The sequence below is a fragment of the Citrobacter sp. Cpo032 genome, from assembly GCF_030332975.1.
Classification (GTDB): domain Bacteria; phylum Pseudomonadota; class Gammaproteobacteria; order Enterobacterales; family Enterobacteriaceae; genus Citrobacter; species Citrobacter portucalensis.
The window spans coordinates 1-19,776 of the sequence record NZ_JAOWGU010000049.1 but is presented as its reverse complement, the minus strand read 5'-3'; the positions used below and the strand labels follow the sequence as shown (position 1 = coordinate 19,776).

At 51.5% G+C, this 19,776-nt stretch carries 20 protein-coding genes and 1 pseudogene; 12 read left to right on the top strand and 9 right to left on the bottom strand.

From position 1 onward, the window contains the following. Position 1 precedes the first annotated feature (1 nt). From pqiA to rlmKL, 3 genes are read right to left on the bottom strand one after another with little or no spacing between them, the layout of a single operon-like run. Positions 2-1,255, bottom strand: a complete 1,254-nt coding sequence (pqiA, locus tag OGY33_RS18480; protein WP_032942902.1) for a membrane integrity-associated transporter subunit PqiA — start codon at positions 1,253-1,255, stop codon at positions 2-4. Positions 1,256-1,270: 15 nt separating this feature from the next. Beyond that, positions 1,271-3,178, bottom strand: coding sequence for an ABC transporter ATP-binding protein (locus OGY33_RS18475; RefSeq protein ID WP_008784281.1), 1,908 nt, complete (start codon positions 3,176-3,178; stop codon positions 1,271-1,273). Between the two features lie 12 nt (positions 3,179-3,190). Continuing rightward, positions 3,191-5,299, bottom strand: coding sequence for a bifunctional 23S rRNA (guanine(2069)-N(7))-methyltransferase RlmK/23S rRNA (guanine(2445)-N(2))-methyltransferase RlmL (rlmKL, locus tag OGY33_RS18470; protein ID WP_003831977.1), 2,109 nt, complete (start codon positions 5,297-5,299; stop codon positions 3,191-3,193). A 98-nt stretch (positions 5,300-5,397) separates the two neighbouring features. Between rlmKL and OGY33_RS18465 the strand changes: the two genes are divergently transcribed. Beyond that, a complete protein-coding gene (locus tag OGY33_RS18465; RefSeq protein WP_032942901.1) occupies positions 5,398-6,504 on the top strand; it encodes a YcbX family protein in 1,107 nt (368 codons plus the stop codon). Here OGY33_RS18465 and zapC read toward each other — a convergent pair. Beyond that, entirely contained in the window at positions 6,501-7,043 is a 543-nt protein-coding gene (zapC, locus tag OGY33_RS18460; protein ID WP_003035852.1) for a cell division protein ZapC, read from the bottom strand. The genes OGY33_RS18465 and zapC overlap by 4 nt on opposite strands. A gap of 165 nt (positions 7,044-7,208) precedes the next feature. Next, complete coding sequence (gene pyrD / locus OGY33_RS18455; RefSeq protein WP_003831973.1) at positions 7,209-8,219, bottom strand: quinone-dependent dihydroorotate dehydrogenase; 1,011 nt, start codon at positions 8,217-8,219, stop codon at positions 7,209-7,211. Between the two features lie 243 nt (positions 8,220-8,462). On the opposite strand from pyrD, the gene ssuE reads away from it, so the two are divergent. Genes ssuE through ssuB form a run of 5 tightly spaced genes read left to right on the top strand, consistent with a single transcriptional unit; the run spans position 8,463 to position 12,713 of the window. Then, positions 8,463-9,038 (top strand): NADPH-dependent FMN reductase, encoded by a 576-nt coding sequence (gene ssuE, locus OGY33_RS18450; protein WP_032942900.1) that lies wholly within the window; start codon positions 8,463-8,465, stop codon positions 9,036-9,038. After that, positions 9,031-10,005: a sulfonate ABC transporter substrate-binding protein gene (locus tag OGY33_RS18445; protein ID WP_032942899.1), complete on the top strand. Its 975-nt coding sequence runs from the start codon at positions 9,031-9,033 to the stop codon at positions 10,003-10,005. The genes ssuE and OGY33_RS18445 overlap by 8 nt, the downstream gene beginning before the upstream one ends. Beyond that, a complete protein-coding gene (ssuD, locus tag OGY33_RS18440; protein ID WP_149607843.1) occupies positions 10,002-11,147 on the top strand; it encodes an FMNH2-dependent alkanesulfonate monooxygenase in 1,146 nt (381 codons plus the stop codon). Before OGY33_RS18445 ends, ssuD begins: the two co-directional genes overlap by 4 nt. Positions 11,148-11,157: 10 nt before the next feature. Next, entirely contained in the window at positions 11,158-11,949 is a 792-nt protein-coding gene (ssuC, locus tag OGY33_RS18435) for an aliphatic sulfonate ABC transporter permease SsuC (RefSeq protein ID WP_191238652.1), read from the top strand. Further along, positions 11,946-12,713, top strand: coding sequence for an aliphatic sulfonates ABC transporter ATP-binding protein (gene ssuB / locus OGY33_RS18430; protein ID WP_032942896.1), 768 nt, complete (start codon positions 11,946-11,948; stop codon positions 12,711-12,713). Before ssuC ends, ssuB begins: the two co-directional genes overlap by 4 nt. A 96-nt stretch (positions 12,714-12,809) precedes the next feature. On the opposite strand, the gene pepN is transcribed toward ssuB, so the two are convergent. Next, positions 12,810-15,422: an aminopeptidase N gene (pepN, locus tag OGY33_RS18425; RefSeq protein ID WP_191238653.1), complete on the bottom strand. Its 2,613-nt coding sequence runs from the start codon at positions 15,420-15,422 to the stop codon at positions 12,810-12,812. Positions 15,423-16,119: 697 nt separating this feature from the next. On the opposite strand from pepN, the gene OGY33_RS18420 reads away from it, so the two are divergent. Both OGY33_RS18420 and OGY33_RS18415 read left to right on the top strand, forming a co-directional pair. Next, positions 16,120-16,653 (top strand): hypothetical protein, encoded by a 534-nt coding sequence (locus OGY33_RS18420; protein WP_223123743.1) that lies wholly within the window; start codon positions 16,120-16,122, stop codon positions 16,651-16,653. A gap of 173 nt (positions 16,654-16,826) precedes the next feature. After that, positions 16,827-16,961, top strand: coding sequence for a hypothetical protein (locus OGY33_RS18415; protein WP_262411183.1), 135 nt, complete (start codon positions 16,827-16,829; stop codon positions 16,959-16,961). A gap of 38 nt (positions 16,962-16,999) precedes the next feature. Here OGY33_RS18415 and OGY33_RS18410 read toward each other — a convergent pair whose 3' ends face one another. Next, positions 17,000-17,299 carry a helix-turn-helix domain-containing protein gene (locus OGY33_RS18410; RefSeq protein WP_241424443.1) on the bottom strand — a complete coding sequence of 100 codons (300 nt, stop codon included), beginning with the start codon at positions 17,297-17,299 and terminating at the stop codon, positions 17,000-17,002. Between the two features lie 53 nt (positions 17,300-17,352). On the opposite strand from OGY33_RS18410, the gene OGY33_RS18405 reads away from it, so the two are divergent. Next, positions 17,353-17,532 carry a helix-turn-helix transcriptional regulator gene (locus OGY33_RS18405; RefSeq protein ID WP_241424492.1) on the top strand — a complete coding sequence of 60 codons (180 nt, stop codon included), beginning with the start codon at positions 17,353-17,355 and terminating at the stop codon, positions 17,530-17,532. Between the two features lie 36 nt (positions 17,533-17,568). Next, positions 17,569-17,721: pseudogene (locus tag OGY33_RS18400) on the top strand (DinI-like family protein); the annotation flags it as partial. Positions 17,722-17,849: 128 nt separating this feature from the next. Here OGY33_RS18400 and OGY33_RS18395 read toward each other — a convergent pair. Beyond that, the gene (locus tag OGY33_RS18395; protein ID WP_191238657.1) at positions 17,850-18,401 is read right to left on the bottom strand and encodes a recombinase family protein; all 552 of its coding nucleotides are present in this window, start codon (positions 18,399-18,401) and stop codon (positions 17,850-17,852) included. Positions 18,402-18,517: 116 nt separating this feature from the next. Between OGY33_RS18395 and OGY33_RS18390 the strand changes: the two genes are divergently transcribed. Together OGY33_RS18390 and OGY33_RS18385 are read left to right on the top strand one after the other, a co-directional pair. Next, positions 18,518-19,048, top strand: coding sequence for a gp53-like domain-containing protein (locus OGY33_RS18390; protein WP_191238658.1), 531 nt, complete (start codon positions 18,518-18,520; stop codon positions 19,046-19,048). A 1-nt stretch (position 19,049) separates the two neighbouring features. Then, on the top strand, positions 19,050-19,493 hold the full coding sequence (locus tag OGY33_RS18385; protein ID WP_191238659.1) for a tail fiber assembly protein: 444 nt from the start codon (positions 19,050-19,052) through the stop codon (positions 19,491-19,493). On the opposite strand, the gene OGY33_RS18380 is transcribed toward OGY33_RS18385, so the two are convergent. Next, positions 19,465-19,776, bottom strand: a 312-nt coding sequence (locus OGY33_RS18380; protein ID WP_286572098.1) for a tail fiber assembly protein, incomplete at its 5' end; no start/stop codon positions are given. The genes OGY33_RS18385 and OGY33_RS18380 overlap by 29 nt on opposite strands.

Sequence of the window (19,776 nt, the reverse complement as noted above, 5' to 3'; positions counted from 1 at the left end):
GTCAGGACTCCTCATGGCCTGGTTCTGGTTCACGGTCCCACGACAGACGCGGATCAAATGTCATCGCAGAAAACATTGTCATAATGACGACTAAAGCAAACATCAAAGCACCCATTGCAGGATAAATGTTCATTAACCCTCCCATGCGTACCAGCGCAGAGAGTACCGCAATCACAAAGACGTCGATCATTGACCAGCGACCGACAAATTCCACAACTTCATAAATCAGGTGCATACGTTCGCTGTCGCGTTTGCCGTGCCCTTTGGCATCCCAACATAGCCAGGCAATGGCGATCATTTTCAACGTCGGCACCATAATACTGGCGATAAAAATAACCGCAGCCACCGGATAAGAGCCTTCGCTCCAGATTAAAACCACCCCCTCAAGTATCGTTGATGGCAGCTTTGACCCGAGCAGATCGGTAATCATAATCGGCAAAATATTGGCAGGAAGATAAAGCATGATCGACGTGAACAGTAATGCCAACGTCCATTGCAGACTGTTTTTACGCCGCACATATCCTTTCGTCTGGCAGCGCGGACACACCCGTTCATCAGCGGGAAGAATCGCGGTGCAGCAAGAGCAGGAACGCAGTCCCTGTCGAATGCCGGGCACGCCTGGTTTTAACTCCTGCTTAATCACTGGCATTGGCGCAATATCATCCCACAGCCAGCGACGGTCAACGCACTGGAATGCGCGCAGTTGCAAAACGCAAAAGAAGCACCACGGAATAAAGCTGCTGCCCACGCCAATATCGCCGTAAGCCATAAGCTTAACAAAGCTGACCAGCACGCCAGCGAGGAAGATTTCCGCCATCCCCCAGCTTTTTAACTGGAACAGGACGCGTGCAAGACCCGCCTTAAGTCTGGCGGGCATCTGCACCCGATTCACCAGCAGCAAGATAGTCAGCAGGCAAAACGCGGGGACCAACTGCACGAATAATAAAAAGAAGGTGCCGAGACTGGCGTAGTCTTCAGAAAAGAGAACGCTGGGGATCTCCAGCAACGTCACTTCGCTGCTCACCCCTGCGACGTTCATATTCACAAAGGGGAAGAGGTTTGACAGAAGCAGCATGAATAATGCTGCTAATACATAGGCGGTAGGACGCTGTCGCGGCGCGTCCCACTCAACCGTTAACGTAGTGCCACATCGTGGACATGCCGCTTTTTGACCATGCTCAAGGCGAGGTAACGCCACCAGCATGTCACACTGCGAGCACAAAATATGCTTCGCGGCATGGTGATGTTCGCACATATGTGCTCCTTTAAATTATGCGCCGTTCTTCAAAGACTCAAGATACTCCCAGCGCTCAAAGGCTTGCTCAAGTTCTTGTTCCGCTTCGTTCAGATTAGCTAATACCTGCTGTGTTTGCTCATGTGGCTGACTGAAAAAAGCGGCGTCAGCAACCTGCGCTTGTAGCCTTTCCAGTTTAGCTTCCAGTTCTTCAAGCTGAGCGGGGAGCTGCTCCAGTTCGCGCTGCAGTTTATAGCTTAGTTTGCTCGTGCCACGTTTGACAATTTCTGCTTTAGGAGCAACAGCTTCCTCTGTTTTTTTCGCGACCGGTTGTTTAAACGCCACATACTGAGATTGCTGGCTGCGCGCGTCATGATAACCACCGACATAACGACCAATTTTACCGCCGCCTTCGAAGATCCAGCATTCAGTTACAGTATTATCCACAAACTGACGGTCGTGGCTTACCAGCAGTACAGTCCCCTGATAGCTATCAATTAGTTCTTCAAGCAGTTCCAGCGTTTCGACGTCAAGATCGTTCGTTGGTTCATCGAGAATCAAAAGATTGCTGGGTTTCAGAAAAAGACGCGCCAACAGCAGGCGATTTCGTTCCCCACCAGAGAGCGCTCGCACTGGCGTCATCGCGCGTTTCGGATGGAACAGGAAGTCCTGCAGATAACCCAGCACATGGCGAGGTTTACCGTTAACCATCACCTCTTGCTTACCTTCAGCCAGGTTATCCATCACGGTTTTATCTGGATCCAGTTCGGCGCGGTGCTGATCGAAATAGGCCACTTCCAGCTTGGTGCCGACGTGAATGCGTCCACTGTCAGCCTGAAGCTGGCCTAACATCAGCTTCAGCAGCGTTGTTTTGCCGCAGCCGTTCGGTCCGATTAGCGCAATTTTGTCGCTACGTTGTACCTGTGCGGAGAAATCTTTTACCAGCTGCTTTCCATCAACCTGGTAATCCACGTTCTCCATTTCGAAAACAATCTTGCCTGAACGGCTCGCCTCTTCGACCTGCATCTTCGCCGTGCCCATCACTTCGCGGCGTTCGCCACGCTCGCGACGCATGGCTTTCAGTGCGCGCACGCGGCCTTCGTTGCGGGTACGGCGCGCTTTGATCCCCTGACGGATCCAGACCTCTTCCTGCGCCAGCTTGCGGTCAAACTCTGCATTTTGTAACTCTTCTACGCGCAGCGCTTCTTCTTTCTCCAGCAGATACTGATCGTAATTCCCCGGATAAGTCACCAGCTTGCCACGATCGAGGTCGACGATACGCGTCGCCATATTGCGTATAAATGAACGGTCGTGGGAAATGAAGATGATTGTCCCATTGAAGGATTTCAGGAACCCTTCCAGCCAGTCGATAGTTTCAATATCCAGGTGGTTCGTTGGTTCATCCAGCAGCAGTACACGCGGATTGCTCACTAACGCGCGGCCCAGCGCAGCTTTACGCAGCCAACCGCCTGAAAGCGAAGAAAGTGCGGCGTTTGGATCCAGCCCCAACTGCTCCAGTACTTCATTAATACGACTTTCGAGCTGCCACAGATTGTGATGATCGAGCATTTCCTGAACCCGCGCCATCTCATTCAGATTCCTGTCGCTCGGATCAGTCATCACCAGACGCGAAATATCGTGATAACGCTTGAGATATTCGGCCTGCTCTTCGATACCCTCGGCAACGAAATCATACACGCTGCCCTCAACATTACGCGGCGGATCCTGTTGCAGACGCGCCACAACCAGATCCTGCTCATAAATAATACGCCCGTCGTCAAGACCCTGTTCACGGTTCAGGATCTTCATCAGCGTCGATTTACCCGCGCCGTTACGGCCTACCAGACAGACGCGTTCGTTATCCTCGATATGCAGTTCCGCATTATCAAGAAGGGGTGCATCGCTGAACGACAGCCATGCACCATGCATACTGATCAATGACATTTATTTATCCTTTCAGGCTGCGGTAATCAGCCAGCAATTGTGGATCTGACGGTTACGGGCAAAGTCCTGGGAAAGCGTTTTTTGGGTAATTTCTTGTGCTTTCAATCCCAGTTCAGCCAAACCGTCGAGATCCATACGGAACCCACGTTTGTTGTTGGAGAACATGATCGTGCCGTCTTTACGCAGCAGACGTTTCAGATCTTTCATCAGCGCCAGATGATCGCGCTGCACATCAAACGAATCTTCCATACGTTTTGAGTTAGAGAACGTCGGCGGATCGATGAAAATCAGATCAAACTGTTCATTCGCATCACGCAGCCAGCCCAGGCAATCAGCCTGAATTAAACGGTGAGCGCGACCGCTCAGGCCGTTCAGACGCAGGTTACGTTCCGCCCATTCCAGATAGGTACGCGACATATCGACCGTCGTGGTGCTACGCGCGCCGCCCAATCCTGCATGTACGCTGGCGCTACCGGTGTAGGAAAACAGGTTGAGGAAGTCCTTACCTTTACTCATCTGCCCCAACATGCGGCGCGCAATACGGTGATCGAGGAATAAACCCGTATCAAGGTAGTCAGTCAGGTTCACCCACAGGCGCGCGTTGTACTCGCTTACCTCAATGAATTCCCCCTTCTCATTCATCTTCTGATACTGATTCTTGCCTTTCTGACGCTCACGGGTTTTCAGCACCAGTTTGTTTGGCGCGATTTCCAATACTGACAGCGTGGCGGCAATGATGTCGAACAAGCGTTGACGTGCTTTTTGCGCATCGACCGTCTTCGGCGGTGCGTATTCCTGAACCACGACCCAATCACCGTAACGATCTACTGCAACGTTGTATTCCGGCAGGTCAGCGTCATACAGGCGATAGCATTCAATGCCTTCCTGACGCGCCCATTTTTCCAGCTTCTTAATATTCTTGCGCAGGCGGTTGGCATAATCTTCCGCTACCGTGGCAGGCTTGCTGTCCGCAGTGGTCTCTGCAACATGATAATTCTTCTGCACACAATCCAGTGGACCGTTTTTCGCTTTGAACTGCTTGTCGGCACGTAATTGCAGGCTGCTGAGCAGATCCGGCGAAGCGCTGAACAGCGACAAATTCCAGCCGCCAAACTGGTTTTTCATCGTACGGCCCAGCAGGCTGTGCAGGGCAATCAGCGCCGGTTCGCTATCCAGACGTTCGCCGTAAGGCGGGTTACTGATAACTGTCCCATACGGTCCTTTCGGCAGCGGATTGCTCAGTTTGGCGACATCTTTCACGTCAAACGTCATCAGATCGGCGATACCGGCGCGGCGAGCATTACTACGCGCTTTTTCAATCACGCGCGCATCGCTATCGGATCCATAAAAATGCGAGGTATAGTCAGCCAGTCCCTTACGCGCACGCACCTGCGCTTCGGCTTTAACTTCTTGCCAGACGGCTTCGTCGTGTTGCGCCCAACCGCTGAAGCCCCAGTATCCACGGTGCAGACCCGGCGCGCGATCGGTCGCCCACATTGCCGCTTCAATCAGCAGCGTACCGGAACCACACATCGGATCGAGTAACGGGGTTCCCGGCTGCCAGCCAGAACGCATAACAATAGCGGCGGCCAGCGTCTCTTTAATCGGTGCCTGACCCGCGCGATCGCGATAGCCACGCTGATGCAAACCGTCACCGCTTAGATCGAGCGCAATGCTGGCAGTATCTTTGTTCAACCAGACGTTGATGCGCAGATCCGGAGATTCACGATCCACATTCGGACGCGGCATATTTTTGCGGGTAAAGGCATCGACAATCGCATCCTTGACCTTCAGCGCGCCGTACTGGCTGTTACGAATGGTCTCGTTCAGTCCGCTAAAATGGACGGCAAACGTAGCACCAGGGTTAAATATCTCTGTCCAGTCGATTGCCTGAACGCCGAGGTACAGATCAAGATCGCTGTAGACCTTGCACTCTCCCATCGGCAGGATAATGCGCGAGGCCAGGCGGCTCCACATCAGGCTCTGGTAAACAAGCCGCGTGTCGCCCTTAAAATGGACCCCACCCTGAACGACCTGACACTCCAGCGCGCCGAGGTTTTCCAGTTCAGTTTTTAACAGCTCTTCCAGCCCGCGGGCCGTACTGGCAAACAGAGAATTCATAATGTCACTTTTACTCCAAGAAAATTGCTGCGCATTATAGCTAATATGGGCTGTATGTCATAAAGTTGAAGGCTTATTTTCATTCGAGGGGCTGTACAGTGGTCACGTTAACCCGACTTTTTATTCATCCGGTTAAATCAATGCGCGGCATTGGGCTTACGCATGCCCTGGCAGATATTAGCGGTCTCGCCTTTGATCGCATATTTATGATCACTGAACCTGACGGAACGTTCATAACCGCCCGCCAGTTCCCACAAATGGTCCGTTTTACGCCTTCCCCATTCCACGATGGACTGCATCTTACAGCTCCAGATGGCAGCAGCGCGCTCGTGCGATTTGCCGACTTCGCTCCCCAGGATGCGCCAACAGAAGTATGGGGAAACCATTTTACCGCGCGTATTGCGCCAGCGGCTATCAACCAGTGGCTTAGCGGCTTTTTCTCCCGTGAAGTGCAGTTACGCTGGGTCGGCCCGCAGCTGACGCGCCGTGTAAAACGCCATGTTGATGTTCCTTTATCCTTCGCTGATGGTTATCCTTATCTGCTGGCCAACGAAGCATCCCTGCGCGATCTGCAACAGCGCTGTCCGGCAAGCGTCAAAATGGAACAGTTTCGCCCCAATATAGTGGTTTCGGGAGCTGGTGCCTGGGAAGAAGATACCTGGAAAGTGATTCGTATTGGCGACGTCATTTTTGATGTAGCAAAACCCTGTAGCCGCTGTATTTTCACGACAGTTAGCCCGGAAAAAGGCCAGAAACACCCATCCGGTGAACCGCTTGCCACATTGCAAACCTTCCGTACTGCGGTAGATAACGGCGATGTCGATTTCGGTCAGAATCTTATCGCGCGTAACAGTGGCGTTATTCGCGTCGGCGATGAGGTAGAAATTTTGGCAACCGGCCCCGCCAGAGCGTACGGCGCGGCTGAATCAGACGAAACTACACCCGAACAACAACCTGATGCCACGGTGCTTATTGACTGGCAGGGACAGACCTTTCGCGGAAATAATCAACAGGTATTGCTTGAGCAGTTGGAAAACCAGGGTATCCGGGTTCCCTATTCATGCCGGGCAGGCATTTGCGGATGCTGTCGAATTCGACTGGTAGAAGGCGAAGTTAGCCCGTTGAAGAAATCAGCGATGGGGGACGACGGAACGATTCTGTGCTGTAGCTGTGTTCCCAAAACGGCAATCAGGCTGGAGAGCTAAACCGCCTGCTCAAGGCTGAAACTGTCAACAACGGCCTGCGGTTTCAGTCTGTCATTCATTATTTTAATCGCATCGCCAAGCTGCATCGTACGCCCGGCGATAACCACGCCAGGTTGCGCAAGCAGGCAAAGCGCGGCGTTTTCACCCGGCTCAACCACTAACAGGTTTACCTGTTCATCGGTATCGCTTAAATCAACACAGGCTGCGTCACCCACGACCGGCGACCAGTTAATACCGTGTGCGACAAAGTGCCAGCTTTTTGGCATTTGCGGTTTGAGATAACGAATCGCCACCAGCGCATTAAGCACCAGTTCCGCTTTTTGTTCTTTGGCTAAATCCAGGTAGCGACATTTTTCTTCAAAGGAAAAATAAAGCGCGGCGTCATCAACACAAAAACCTGACGGAGAAAATGCATCAGGAGTGAGCATTTTACGAGCAAAACGCGAACGGAATAACATGCCATTGGCTAAATCGAGCATCATACGATCGTGCTCTTCATCATAATACCAGCGCCAGTTATCGTCGGGTTTAATTCGCATCAGTTTCTCTCCTTTCCTTAATCATCACCGTTACGACAGTATCCTTTTGCCGCTTCGTTTATTGCCCTAATAATAAAAGCTCAGAATGTTTAAATAAGCAACAGTAAAGGAATATAAAACAACCAGGGCTAGAAATAAAGCCCTGGTTTGTGATTAAGGTAGCATTCAGATATTGCTGACGATTTCTTTTATCAACGGCGGACCTTTAAAAATAAAGCCCGAATAAATCTGTACGAGGGTTGCACCAGCAGCTATTTTCTCACGTGCAGCAATCACCGAGTCGATACCACCAACACCAATAATCGGCAGCTGACCTTTTAATTCCTGAGACAACTGGCGAATAATTTCTGTACTTTTTAATTGCAACGGTCGACCGCTCAGACCACCCATTTGATCGCAATTTTTCATTCCCTGAACAAGAGAACGATCGAGGGTGGTGTTAGTCGCAATTACGCCATCAATATTATGACGAACTAAACTATCGGCGACCTGGATCAGTTCTTCCACAGAAAGATCCGGCGCGATCTTTACCGCCACCGGAACATATTTATGGTGGATCGCCTGCAGATCGTTTTGCTTATTTTTAATTGCCGTCAGGAGATCGTCCAGCGCCTCGCCGTATTGTAGCGTACGTAATCCCGGCGTATTCGGCGAAGAGATATTAATCGCGATATAACCAGCATAAGCATAGACTTTTTCCATACAAATCAGATAGTCATCTTTGCCGTTCTCTACTGGGGTATCTTTGTTCTTACCAATATTAATCCCCAGAATACCGTCGAAATGCGATTTTTTAACGTTCTCAACCAGGTTATCAACCCCGTGGTTATTAAACCCCATGCGGTTGATCAAACCTTCTGCATCGACCAGACGGAATAGACGCGGTTTATCGTTACCCGGCTGAGGGCGTGGCGTCACGGTACCAATCTCAATGGAACCAAATCCCATCGCGCCGAGCGCATCAATGCACTCCCCGTCTTTATCCAGTCCGGCAGCAAGCCCGAGCGGATTTTTAAACGTCAACCCCATACAGGTAACCGGTTTTGCCGGTACTTTCTGGCGTACAAGCGCTTCAAGCGGTGTGCCGGTAATGCGACGTAATTGCTGGAATGTCAATTCATGAGCGCGCTCTGGATCGAGCTGAAAAAGGGCTTTACGAACGAAGGGGTAGTACATGAACTCTCCTGGATTCCCGGTGTGCAAACCGGGGGCGTATTATGTGCGATCGCGAGCAAAAAGGGAATTGACCTGCGGCAATAAATAGCAATCGTTTTCCTCGCCTCTGCCTTTTTATTCAATTTCCAACTTTTCTATCCCGTATAAATCATTTCGATAAACAAAATCTCTCTGCCAGACTGCTCAAATTGTTATCAATGTTAACCAAAAGCAAACAATTAGTTATAAGGGGAGAATGAAATTATGCGCGTCATCACTCTGGCGGGGAGCCCTCGCTTTCCCTCTCGATCCAGTGCGTTACTGGAATATGCCCGAGAAAAACTTCACGGTCAGGATGTCGAAATCTTTCACTGGAACCTGCACAATTTTGCCCCGGAAGACCTAATCTATGCTCGTTTCGACAGTCCGGCGCTGAACACATTTATCGAACAATTGCAGGATGCAGACGGGCTGATTGTCGCAACACCAGTCTATAAAGCCGCTTACTCTGGCGCCCTGAAAACCCTGCTCGACCTACTCCCCGAGCGGGCGCTGGAAGGGAAAGTGGTTTTGCCGTTGGCGACCGGCGGCAGCGTGGCGCATTTACTTGCCGTCGATTACGCGCTGAAACCGGTACTGAGCGCATTAAAGGCCCAGGAGATCCTGCACGGTGTGTTTGCCGATGATTCACAGGTGATTGATTATCAGCATAAACCTCAGTTTACGCCCAATCTTCAGCAGCGTCTGGACAGTGCGCTCGATACCTTCTGGCTGGCGTTGCATCGTCGCGATGTCCAACTTCCTCAACTGAACACCCTGCGAGGTGCCGCTCATGCTTGATTTTCTCAGGCGTCACACGTCATGGCTGGCACTGACCGGGTTGTTGTCGCTGTCAACGCTGGGGCATGCCGCAGAATCGGCCCCCGATGCTCTGCGTATTGGTTACCAGAAAGGAAGCGTCAGTATGGTGCTGGCCAAAAGCCATCAGCTACTCGAGAAACGCTATCCGCAGACTAAAATCTCGTGGGTCGAATTCCCGGCTGGACCGCAAATGCTGGAAGCACTCAATATCGGCAGTATCGATCTCGGCAGTACCGGTGACATTCCGCCGATTTTCGCCCAGGCAGCCGGGGCCGATCTGGTTTACGTGGGCGTCGAGCCGCCCAAACCGAAAGCCGAAGTGATTCTGGTGCCAAAAAATAGCCCGATCCAGAGCGTCGCGCAGCTTAAAGGACATAAAGTCGCCTTCCAGAAAGGCTCCAGCGCCCACAATTTACTGCTCCGGGCGCTGCAACAGGCCGGACTGAAATTTACCGATATTCAACCAACGTATCTGACTCCCGCCGATGCGCGAGCGGCCTTTCAGCAAGGAAACGTGGATGCGTGGGCTATCTGGGATCCCTATTATTCCGCCGCGTTACTGCAAGGTGATGTACGCGTACTGAAGGACGGCTCAGACCTCAAGCAAACCGGTTCGTTTTATCTCGCCGCCCGTCCTTATGCCGAGAAAAACGGCGCTTTTGTACTTGGCGTACTGGATACCTTTAGCCAGGCCGATGCGTTAACGCTCAACCAGCGCCAGCAAAGCATTACCCTGCTGGCCAAAACCATGGGGCTGCCTGAACCGGTGATTGCGTCTTATCTGGATCACCGTCCGCCAACCACCATTGTGCCAGTCAACGCCTCTGTTGCTGCCCTGCAACAACAAACCGCCGATCTGTTTTATGACAACCGTTTGGTGCCGAAAAAAATCGATATTCGCCAGCGTATCTGGCAACCCACTCAGCAGGCAGGAGAAAAATTATGAGTCTGAATATGTTCTGGTTTTTACCCACCCACGGTGACGGTCATTATCTTGGAACGGAAGAAGGTTCGCGCCCGGTCGATCACAGTTATCTGCAACAAATCGCGCAAACGGCCGATCGTCTTGGATTTACCGGCGTCCTGATCCCAACCGGTCGCTCTTGCGAAGATGCCTGGCTGGTCGCCGCTTCGATGATCCCGGTCACCCAGAGATTAAAGTTTCTGGTCGCGCTGCGCCCAAGCGTCACCTCGCCAACGGTTGCCGCACGTCAGGCTGCGACGCTCGACAGACTCTCAAATGGCCGGGCGTTATTTAACCTGGTGACCGGCAGCGATCCACAGGAGCTGGCAGGTGACGGCGTGTTCCTCGATCACACAGAACGATATGAAGCCTCTGCTGAATTTACTCAGGTCTGGCGGCGCTTGCTGCAAGGTGAAACGGTGGATTTCAACGGCAAACATATTCATGTCCGCGGCGCGAAGCTGCTTTTCCCTCCCGTTCAACAACCCCGGCCACCACTTTATTTCGGCGGCTCGTCTGATGTCGCACAAGACCTTGCTGCCGAGCAGGTTGATCTTTATCTGACCTGGGGCGAGCCGCCGGAACAGGTGAAAGCGAAGATTGAACAGGTGCGGGCCAAAGCAGCGGCGCTCGGGCGCAAGATCCGCTTTGGTATTCGTCTGCATGTGATCGTACGGGAGACAACCCACGAGGCGTGGCAGGCAGCGGATCGTCTGATAGCCCACCTTGATGACGACACCATTGCCAAAGCCCAGGCCGCCTTCTCAAGAACGGATTCGGTTGGTCAGCAGCGAATGGCTGCACTGCACAATGGTAAACGCGACAAACTGGAAATTAGTCCGAACCTGTGGGCAGGCGTTGGACTGGTACGCGGTGGTGCGGGTACCGCGCTGGTCGGAGATGGTCCGACTGTCGCGGCGCGTATCAATGAGTATGCCGCGCTGGGAATCGACAGCTTTGTGTTGTCCGGATACCCACATCTGGAAGAGGCATACAAGGTTGGCGAGCTGCTGTTCCCGCATCTGGATGTTGCTATACCAGAAATTCCGCAGCCACAGCGTCTGCACCAACAAGGCGAAGCGGTGGCAAACGAATTTATCCCGCGCAAAGTCGCGCAAAGCTAAGGAGCGGCTAATGGCAACGCCGAAAAACAGGTGGTTATTACGCCTCGCGCCCTGGTTTTTGCCGGTAGGTTTGGTGGCGCTCTGGCAGTTCGCATCTTCAATGGGCTGGCTGTCCACTCGCATTCTGCCCTCTCCGGAAGGTGTTATCGAAGCTTTCTGGACGCTTTCCGCCAGCGGCGAGCTTTGGCAGCATCTGGCCATCAGTTCCTGGCGCGCGCTGATCGGATTCTCCATCGGTGGATCGATTGGCCTGACACTGGGACTTATCAGCGGTCTTTCGCGTTGGGGAGAACGCCTGCTGGATACCTCGGTGCAGATGCTGCGTAACGTACCGCATCTGGCGCTGATCCCGCTGGTGATTTTGTGGTTCGGCATTGATGAACCCGCCAAGATCTTTCTCGTGGCGTTGGGCACGCTGTTCCCAATTTACATCAACACCTGGCATGGGATCCGTAGTATCGATCGTGGGCTGGTAGAAATGGCGCGCAGCTATGGATTATCCGGCTTTTCACTGTTTGTTCATGTGATCCTCCCCGGCGCCCTGCCCTCGATTATGGTCGGCGTGCGTTTTGCTCTCGGGCTGATGTGGCTGACGCTGATTGTGGCGGAAACCATTTCTGCCAATGCCGGTATTGGTTACCTGGCGATGAACGCCCGCGAATTTCTGCAAACCGATGTGGTCGTGGTGGCCATTATTCTCTACGCCCTGCTCGGCAAACTTGCCGACGTCAGCGCCCAATTGCTGGAGCGAGTCTGGCTACGCTGGCATCCGGCTTACCATGTAAAGGAGGCTACCGTATGAATACCGCTCGCCTGAATCAGGGTACACCGCTGTTGCTGAGCGCCGTGACAAAACAATACGCTGCCAATACAGTGCTCAATCAATTAGATTTGCATATTCCGGCCGGACAGTTTGTTGCTGTGGTTGGCCGCAGCGGCGGTGGTAAAAGTACATTGCTGCGTCTGCTGGCAGGGCTGGAATCGCCCACCTCAGGCGCATTACTTGCCGGAACCACCCCACTGGCGGAAATTCAGGATGATACACGTATGATGTTCCAGGATGCGCGTCTGCTGCCATGGAAGACGGTTATCGATAATGTGGGCCTGGGTCTGAAAGGTCAGTGGCGCGATGCGGCCCGAGATGCGCTGGCCGCCGTTGGGCTGGAGAGTCGTGCTCACGAATGGCCGGCTGCGCTGTCCGGTGGACAAAAACAGCGTGTCGCCCTGGCACGGGCATTAATTCATCGCCCCGGTTTGCTGCTGCTGGATGAACCCCTCGGCGCTCTGGATGCCCTAACCCGCCTTGAAATGCAGGATCTGATCGTCTCTTTATGGCAAGAGCACGGCTTTACCGTACTGCTGGTCACTCATGACGTCAGTGAAGCGGTGGCAATGGCCGATCGCGTGTTGCTGATTGAGGACGGAAAAATCGGACTGGATCTTACGGTGGATATTCAGCGCCCCCGCCGTTTGGGATCGGTACGGTTAGCCGATCTGGAAGCGGAAGTGTTGAACCGGGTTATGAAACGCGGCGAGACGGAACAACCGATCCTTCGACATGGATAACCGCTCAGAAAACCAGGCCCGGTAGCGCTTACCGGGCCTTTTGCCGGATGGCGGCGTTACCGCCTTATCCGGCCTACTAAACTACAGGTCAACGTTTCAGGCTAACGCTTTGTCAATCTTCTCGAACAGGTCGCCGGAAAGATTTTCCAGACCTTTCAGCTGTTCCAGCGCCGCACGCATTTTCGCCTGACGTTTTGCATCGTAACGTTTTAAGCGAATTAGCGGCTCAATCAGACGTGACGCCACCTGCGGGTTACGGCTATTAAGCTCAGTCAACATGTCGACCAGGAACTGATATCCACTACCATCTTCCGCATGGAATGCCGCCGGGTTGCTACCCGCAAAGGCACCGATCAGCGAACGAATTCGGTTCGGGTTACTCATACTGAAAGAGCGATGCTTCAGCAGGCCGCGTACCGTTTCCAGCACGTTTTTCGCCGGGCTGGTGGATTGCAGGATAAACCATTTGTCCATCACCAGACCGTCATGGTGCCACTTATCGTCATACTCCTGCATTAGCGCGTCGCGACAAGGCAGCTGCGCCGCCACTGCCGCGGATAGCGCCGCCAGCGCATCGGTCATATTGTTCGCTTCACGATACTGCTTGCTTACCAACGTGTCAGCCAGATGGGTTTCGCCAAAGGCCAGGAAACGCAGGCAGGCGTTACGCAGCGTACGCTTGCCAATATCGGCATGCTCAACGCGGTACTCATCAAGATGATTAGCGTTATAGATGGCGAGGAATTCATCTGCCAGCTCGGCCGCCAGCGTGCGGGTTAACGCTTCGCGTACTTCGGTTATCGCCACCGGATCTATGATATCGAACAGTTCGGCTATTTCATTTACTGTAGGCAGCGTCAGGATCTCTGCCGCCAGCGCCGGATCGATTTTCTCATCCAGTAAAATTGCGCGGAATGCATCAGCCACGTGTACCGGCAGCGACAGCGGTTGTCCCTGCTGATGACGGGCAACGTTAAGCTTAATATAGGTCGCCAGCAGGCTTTGCGCCGCGTCCCAACGAGAGAAATCGTTACGAGCATGACGCATCAGGAAGGTCAGCTGCTGATCGCTCCATTTGTATTCCAGTTTTACCGGCGCGGAGAATTCGCACAGCAGCGCCGGAACCGGCTGGAAGTAGACGTTATCAAAGACAAACGTCTGCTCTGCCTGGGTGACGTTGAGTACAGAATTCACCGGGTGCCCGCCTTTTTGTAGCGGGATCACTTTCCCTTCGTTGTCATACAACTCGAGGGCGAAAGGAATATGCAGCGGCTGTTTTTCGGCCTGATCCGGCGTGGCCGGCGTGCGCTGGCTGATCGTCAGCGTGTACTGCTCAGTTGACGGATTGTAGTCATCACGCACGGTCAGAATCGGCGTACCGGACTGACTGTACCAGCGGCGGAAATGGGAGAGATCAACGTTAGAAGCATCTTCCATCGCCTGCACGAAATCATCACAAGTTGCAGCACTTCCGTCATGACGCTCAAAGTACAGTTGCATCCCTTTCTGGAAGTTAGCCTCACCGAGCAGGGTGTGGATCATACGAATGACTTCAGCGCCCTTTTCGTACACGGTCAGGGTATAGAAGTTGTTCATTTCAATGACCATATCCGGACGGATAGGATGCGCCATCGGGCTGGCATCTTCAGCAAACTGCAGACCACGCATGGTGCGCACATTGCTGATGCGGTTTACCGCGCGTGAGCCGAGATCGGAACTGAACTCTTGATCGCGGAACACGGTTAAGCCTTCTTTCAGGCTCAACTGGAACCAGTCACGGCAGGTCACACGGTTGCCGGTCCAGTTGTGAAAATACTCATGACCGATAACGCGCTCAATATCGAGGTAGTCTTTGTCGGTGGCGGTATCGGTACGTGCCAGCACATATTTGGAGTTAAAGATGTTCAGACCTTTATTCTCCATCGCGCCCATGTTGAAGAAATCCACAGCGACAATCATATAGATGTCGAGGTCATACTCGAGGCCAAAGCGCTCTTCATCCCATTTCATGGAGTTTTTCAGCGAGGTCATCGCCCACGGCGCGCGGTCAAGGTTGCCGCGATCGACGTACAGTTCCAGCGCCACTTCACGCCCGGAACGGGTGATAAAGGTATCGCGCAGAACGTCGAAATCACCGGCTACCAACGCAAACAGATAGCACGGTTTCGGGAACGGATCTTGCCACTGTACCCAGTGACGACCATTTTCCAGTTCGCCCTGCGCCACACGGTTGCCGTTAGAGAGCAGGAACGGATATTGGGTTTTATCGGCGATAATTTTGGTGGTAAAACGCGCCAGGACATCAGGCCTGTCCAGATACCAGGTAATATGGCGGAACCCTTCCGCTTCACACTGGGTGCACAGCGCTTCGCCAGACTTGTACAGCCCTTCCAGCGCGGTATTGGCCGCTGGGCTAATTTCATTCACGATACGCAGCGTAAAACGTTCCGGCAACTGACTAATGACCAGAGCGCCCTCTTCTTCTTTATACTCTGTCCACGGCTCGTCGTTCACGTGGATCGACACCAGGGTCAGATCTTCGCCATTCAGGCGCAGGGGCACATCGGACGCGCCATGACGGACAGCCTGGCTCACTGCGGTGACCACGGTTTTTTCAGCATCCAGGTCAAAGGTCAAGTCAATATCAGTAATCTGGTAATCCGGCGCACGATAGTCGTGACGGTATTTGGCTTGTGGCTGTTGTGTCATAAAAAAACCTTTAGCATCTTTAATAGAGTCTCGGCTTCAGTCTATTCCTGTTGCGTAAATCGCGCTACGCAGAATGTTCATCTTTTCAGGCACAAACACCCTTTTTGCTACATTTTCATAATATGAACTCATAGTTTTTAAAATCGATAAAGATCGTCCAGGAGCGCATAAAACAAGGGATGAGCGAGATCGATGAAAATCATAGTTAATGAACTTTAACGAACTTCACAGACCACTTTTGCCCCATCCATGCCCCATAACTGATTTTAGCCAACATCAGGCATCATCAGTATTGCAGGGCATTTACGCAATAAACCTGTATTAAAAAGCCCCCAAAAACTGAACTGTCCATAGCTAGTGTCACAGATTTCATCATGGCCGAACTGACGAAGTGATTGCTCCAGATTTTCCCTAATACAGACCTGAAAGTTAAGCAGATGCAGATGAATGACTTGAATAGTGATGACTGCATAAATGTTCTGAAAAAATTGAACTGTATTGGGTAAGAAGTGGTTGAAGCAGTTGGTATGTATCTTTTACATGATTAACATCAAGAAAGTGAACACTTGAAATTACCCATTAGGTAATCAAGTTACCCAATCGAACACAATCAAGTTAAAAAGATCAGTCAAATTCCACTTGATTAGCTTTTTGATTGTGTCTATTATCACCTCATAAGGTACATAAGAGGTGTTTTATGCATTCCAAAAATTTTCAGATTTCTGAATTCCAAGACTGGTTGCAAAAGCTTCCTGAGCTGAACATTGTCAACGACGCTACAGCTCGCAACCTCCGCGATTCGTCTCTTCGCCTCCTCACCGTACTTGGTCCAGACGCCATCAATACCGATATTCGCGATTATAGTATTGCTCACATTGCTGAAACATACGCTGCCGCAGCAGAAACGAAGCCATCTGACTCAACTTTACAGGCATACAAAAGCCGCATGCAAAGTGCCATTGATAAATTTATCTCCTACCAGAATGGTGAGATAGATACATCAGGGGTTGATAGTAATCAGAAAAAGGAGCGTAAAAAGGTGGCACCTAAGAAGAAACTGGTAGCTGAAGAACAGGCTGGCGTTAAAACATTCGAACTGCCGATTCCATTGCGCGGTGACCTTATCGTTACTATTGGTAACCTGCCTCGCGACCTGACCAAAGATGAAGCCAAGCGAATCAGTCTGATTGTGGAATCTTTCGCGATGATTGATGGCAGCACAAAAGAATAAAGCCCCGCTGGAAACGGGGCTTTTGGGGCGGAAATACTGGAAATATTTCCGAAGCGTATGGAGGATTACCTACCGCTACACCTTGCACAACAGTAACCCAAGGATAGCGGTTCTCCCAACAAACTACAACCTGTGCGGGTAAACAGGCTGTATACAAAAACAGGAGAACAACTATGGCTCATGATGTTAATCGCGATGACTTCATCTACGAACACGACAAGCCAGTTTATGTGCGCAGTTACTGCCGCGTACGTTTCGGTGAACTCGAAAATGTTCGTCAGCACTTCCGCTCTTATCCGAACTGCTGAAGATGATAACCAAACCCGGCCACTGCGCCGGGTTTTCTTTATTCTTTTTCAGGCATGTTAAGCATCTTACGCAGTTTTTTATTTACTTCTTTCTGGTGGCGTTTAAATGTAACTCCATTCTCTTTTTTTTGCTCTTTGGCCTTCAGTTTAGTGGGTTCAACCTCCACAGCTAACAAAGCAGCCTGACAATCTTCTTTCGTAAATAGGTATGGTGATTTTGGTCGGTCACTGACCCGGTAGGCTTTGAGTCTACCCTCCAAAACCCATTGCGTTACAGTCGCCGTTGAAATACCGAGTATCGCTGCAGCTTCCTTTCTGGTTAAAGTTAATTTTTCCACACTCACCACCATTGCAAAATCAAATCAGGAAGCATTAATTGAACATATATCTTATGGACCTAAAACAAGTTTGTTGTGCAGTAGGTTTCAAAAAAACAACCATTTACAAATGGATGAATGCAGGAGAGTTCCCTAAATCGATCAACATTGGTGGTAACGTTAGGTGGGCATCAACGGAAGTGGAAAAATGGATAGAAGAGAAAATATCCAAGTCGAGGGTTAACCAACAGTAGATAGTTTGCGAAACAAGGAAATAAGTCAGAGAGAGTCACCAGATCTTCCCCGATGCTGATGTTCGGGTTAAACCGATGATGATATTGTCGGCAATCAACACTGATGACAGCAAGCATGAGAAAGAGCAGATAAACAGTGCGGTGCAGGAGATATTCGAAGAGGCTGATATGTGGCTTACTTCAGATTAAACACATTGATTCGTAATACCGGAGAAGTACAATCCGTCGCGACTGGCAATCATTCCATACTCACACTATCGAGTGTTAGCCAGTCGGCCGCCGCCCGTTCTTGCATACGACGACGCGGTGGCACCTTTTCAACATCTCGCAGGAAATTTTCGGTAGAGTGTTGAAACTCCTACATCGTAAATTATTGCCACACGTTGGCGCGTTTCACCTGCCGCGATCAGTCTCCCTGCCTGCGCCCACTGCTCATCCGTTAGTTTTGGTCTACGCCCACCAATGCGACCTTCCGCGCGTGCAGCTTCTAAACCTGCCCGGGTGCGTTCGACAATAAGCTCCCTTTCCATTTCGGCCAGCGCGCCCATTACATGAAAGAAGAAGCGCCCCATAGGCGTACTCGTATCGATGCTATCCGTCAGGCTCCGGAAGTTAACACCTTTCTCCCGCAGTTCCTCCACTAACCCAACAAGATGTCGCATGCTTCGCCCGAGCCGATCCAGTTTCCATACCACCAGCGTATCGCCTTCAGATAGCGTCCGGAGCACCTTTTTTAACCCTGGTCTGTCGGACACCTTACCGCTGATCTTGTCTTCAAAAATCAGCTCACATCCTGCACTCTCGAGCGCGTTTCGCTGAAGTGCAGTGTTCTGGTCATTTGTTGACACCCTCACATACCCAATAAGCATGAGTTTCCTTCCTGCAAAAGGCCGTAAGCATGCCATCTGAGCGATAAATGATCATTCTCTAAAACCTTCATTTGGAGGAAACGGTAAGACTGGCGGCTGGCGCATTGCAGATCAATATGGATGGTAAAGATATCCGCGACCCGGCAACATTCAGGAAAAGCCTGAATTTGGGGGATTCAGCCACCAGGAACACCGGCAGCGGATTAGCGGAGGTTGTAACGGGGAGCATTCTGAATTTTGTCATTGCTTCACTTGAGCTTAAATCAGCATCGCGTGCTGAGGTTGGCACTGGTGATTCTAATGTTCCAAATAACACGATAGTGGCATCTGCAATATCCGCAGCGTTGACAGCTTTTCTGCCAAAGCGGGAATTTACAACCAGCGATTATATCCGTATCCCTGATGAGCCTGGCGGTCTGATTATTCAGTGGGGACGCTCTGCGGTGCAAATTCCGGCTAATTCGTCGGGGAATATTACTCTGCCGACTGCATTCCCCAATGGGGGATTATTTGCAGTAGCGTTTTATTCCGGGGATTCAGGTCTTCAGTCAACGTTTAATGCGCTTGTTGGCTCAGGTTCCGTGAAAGTGTTTAACACTCACCCGACTAATGCAGCCACCCCATCAGTTCTGGCATTCGGAAGATAATATGAACATATATTTTTCAGCATCCATACCGGCATTCATTCCGGCTCAATGGAAAGAAGACGGTACTTACGACGATGATACATGGCCTGCTGATGCCGTGTTGCTCTCTGATGAAGAAAGCGAGCTTTACTGGAAGCAAAATCCGCCAGCAGGTAAGCAACTTGGCACAGAAAATGGTCGCCCTGTATGGATCGACATTCCTGCACCTACTCAGGACGAGCTTATTGCTGACGCTGAGCGTGAGAAACAACGACGCATTGATGCCGCAAACGAATTCATGAACAGCAAGCAGTGGCCCGGTAAGGCGGCAATTGGTCGGCTGAAAGGTGACGAACTGGCGCAGTACAATCTGTGGCTGGATTATCTGGATGCGCTGGACGCGGTAAAGACAACCAGCGCACCCGATATTAAATGGCCTACACCACCGGGGGAACAGGCCAGTTAACATTCTCAGGATCGGTTTTGATATCCCACGACTTAACCTCATTTTTATAAGCCAACCACGCCGACAGTTTAGCCCTGTTGGCGTCGCTGATTTCACCGAGCATCAGTTCTGTTCGCCAGTCCAGCATAACAGCGTCAGCATGGACCAGTAGTTTCTGGCGTTCTTTTTCGGCAGCAGCAATCAACTCTTCACGTGTCGCCGGTGGAATATCAATCCAGACAGGCATATTTTGGCTGGAACTTAGCTGTTTGCCTTCAGGTGGTGCAAAGTTATATTCATTTCT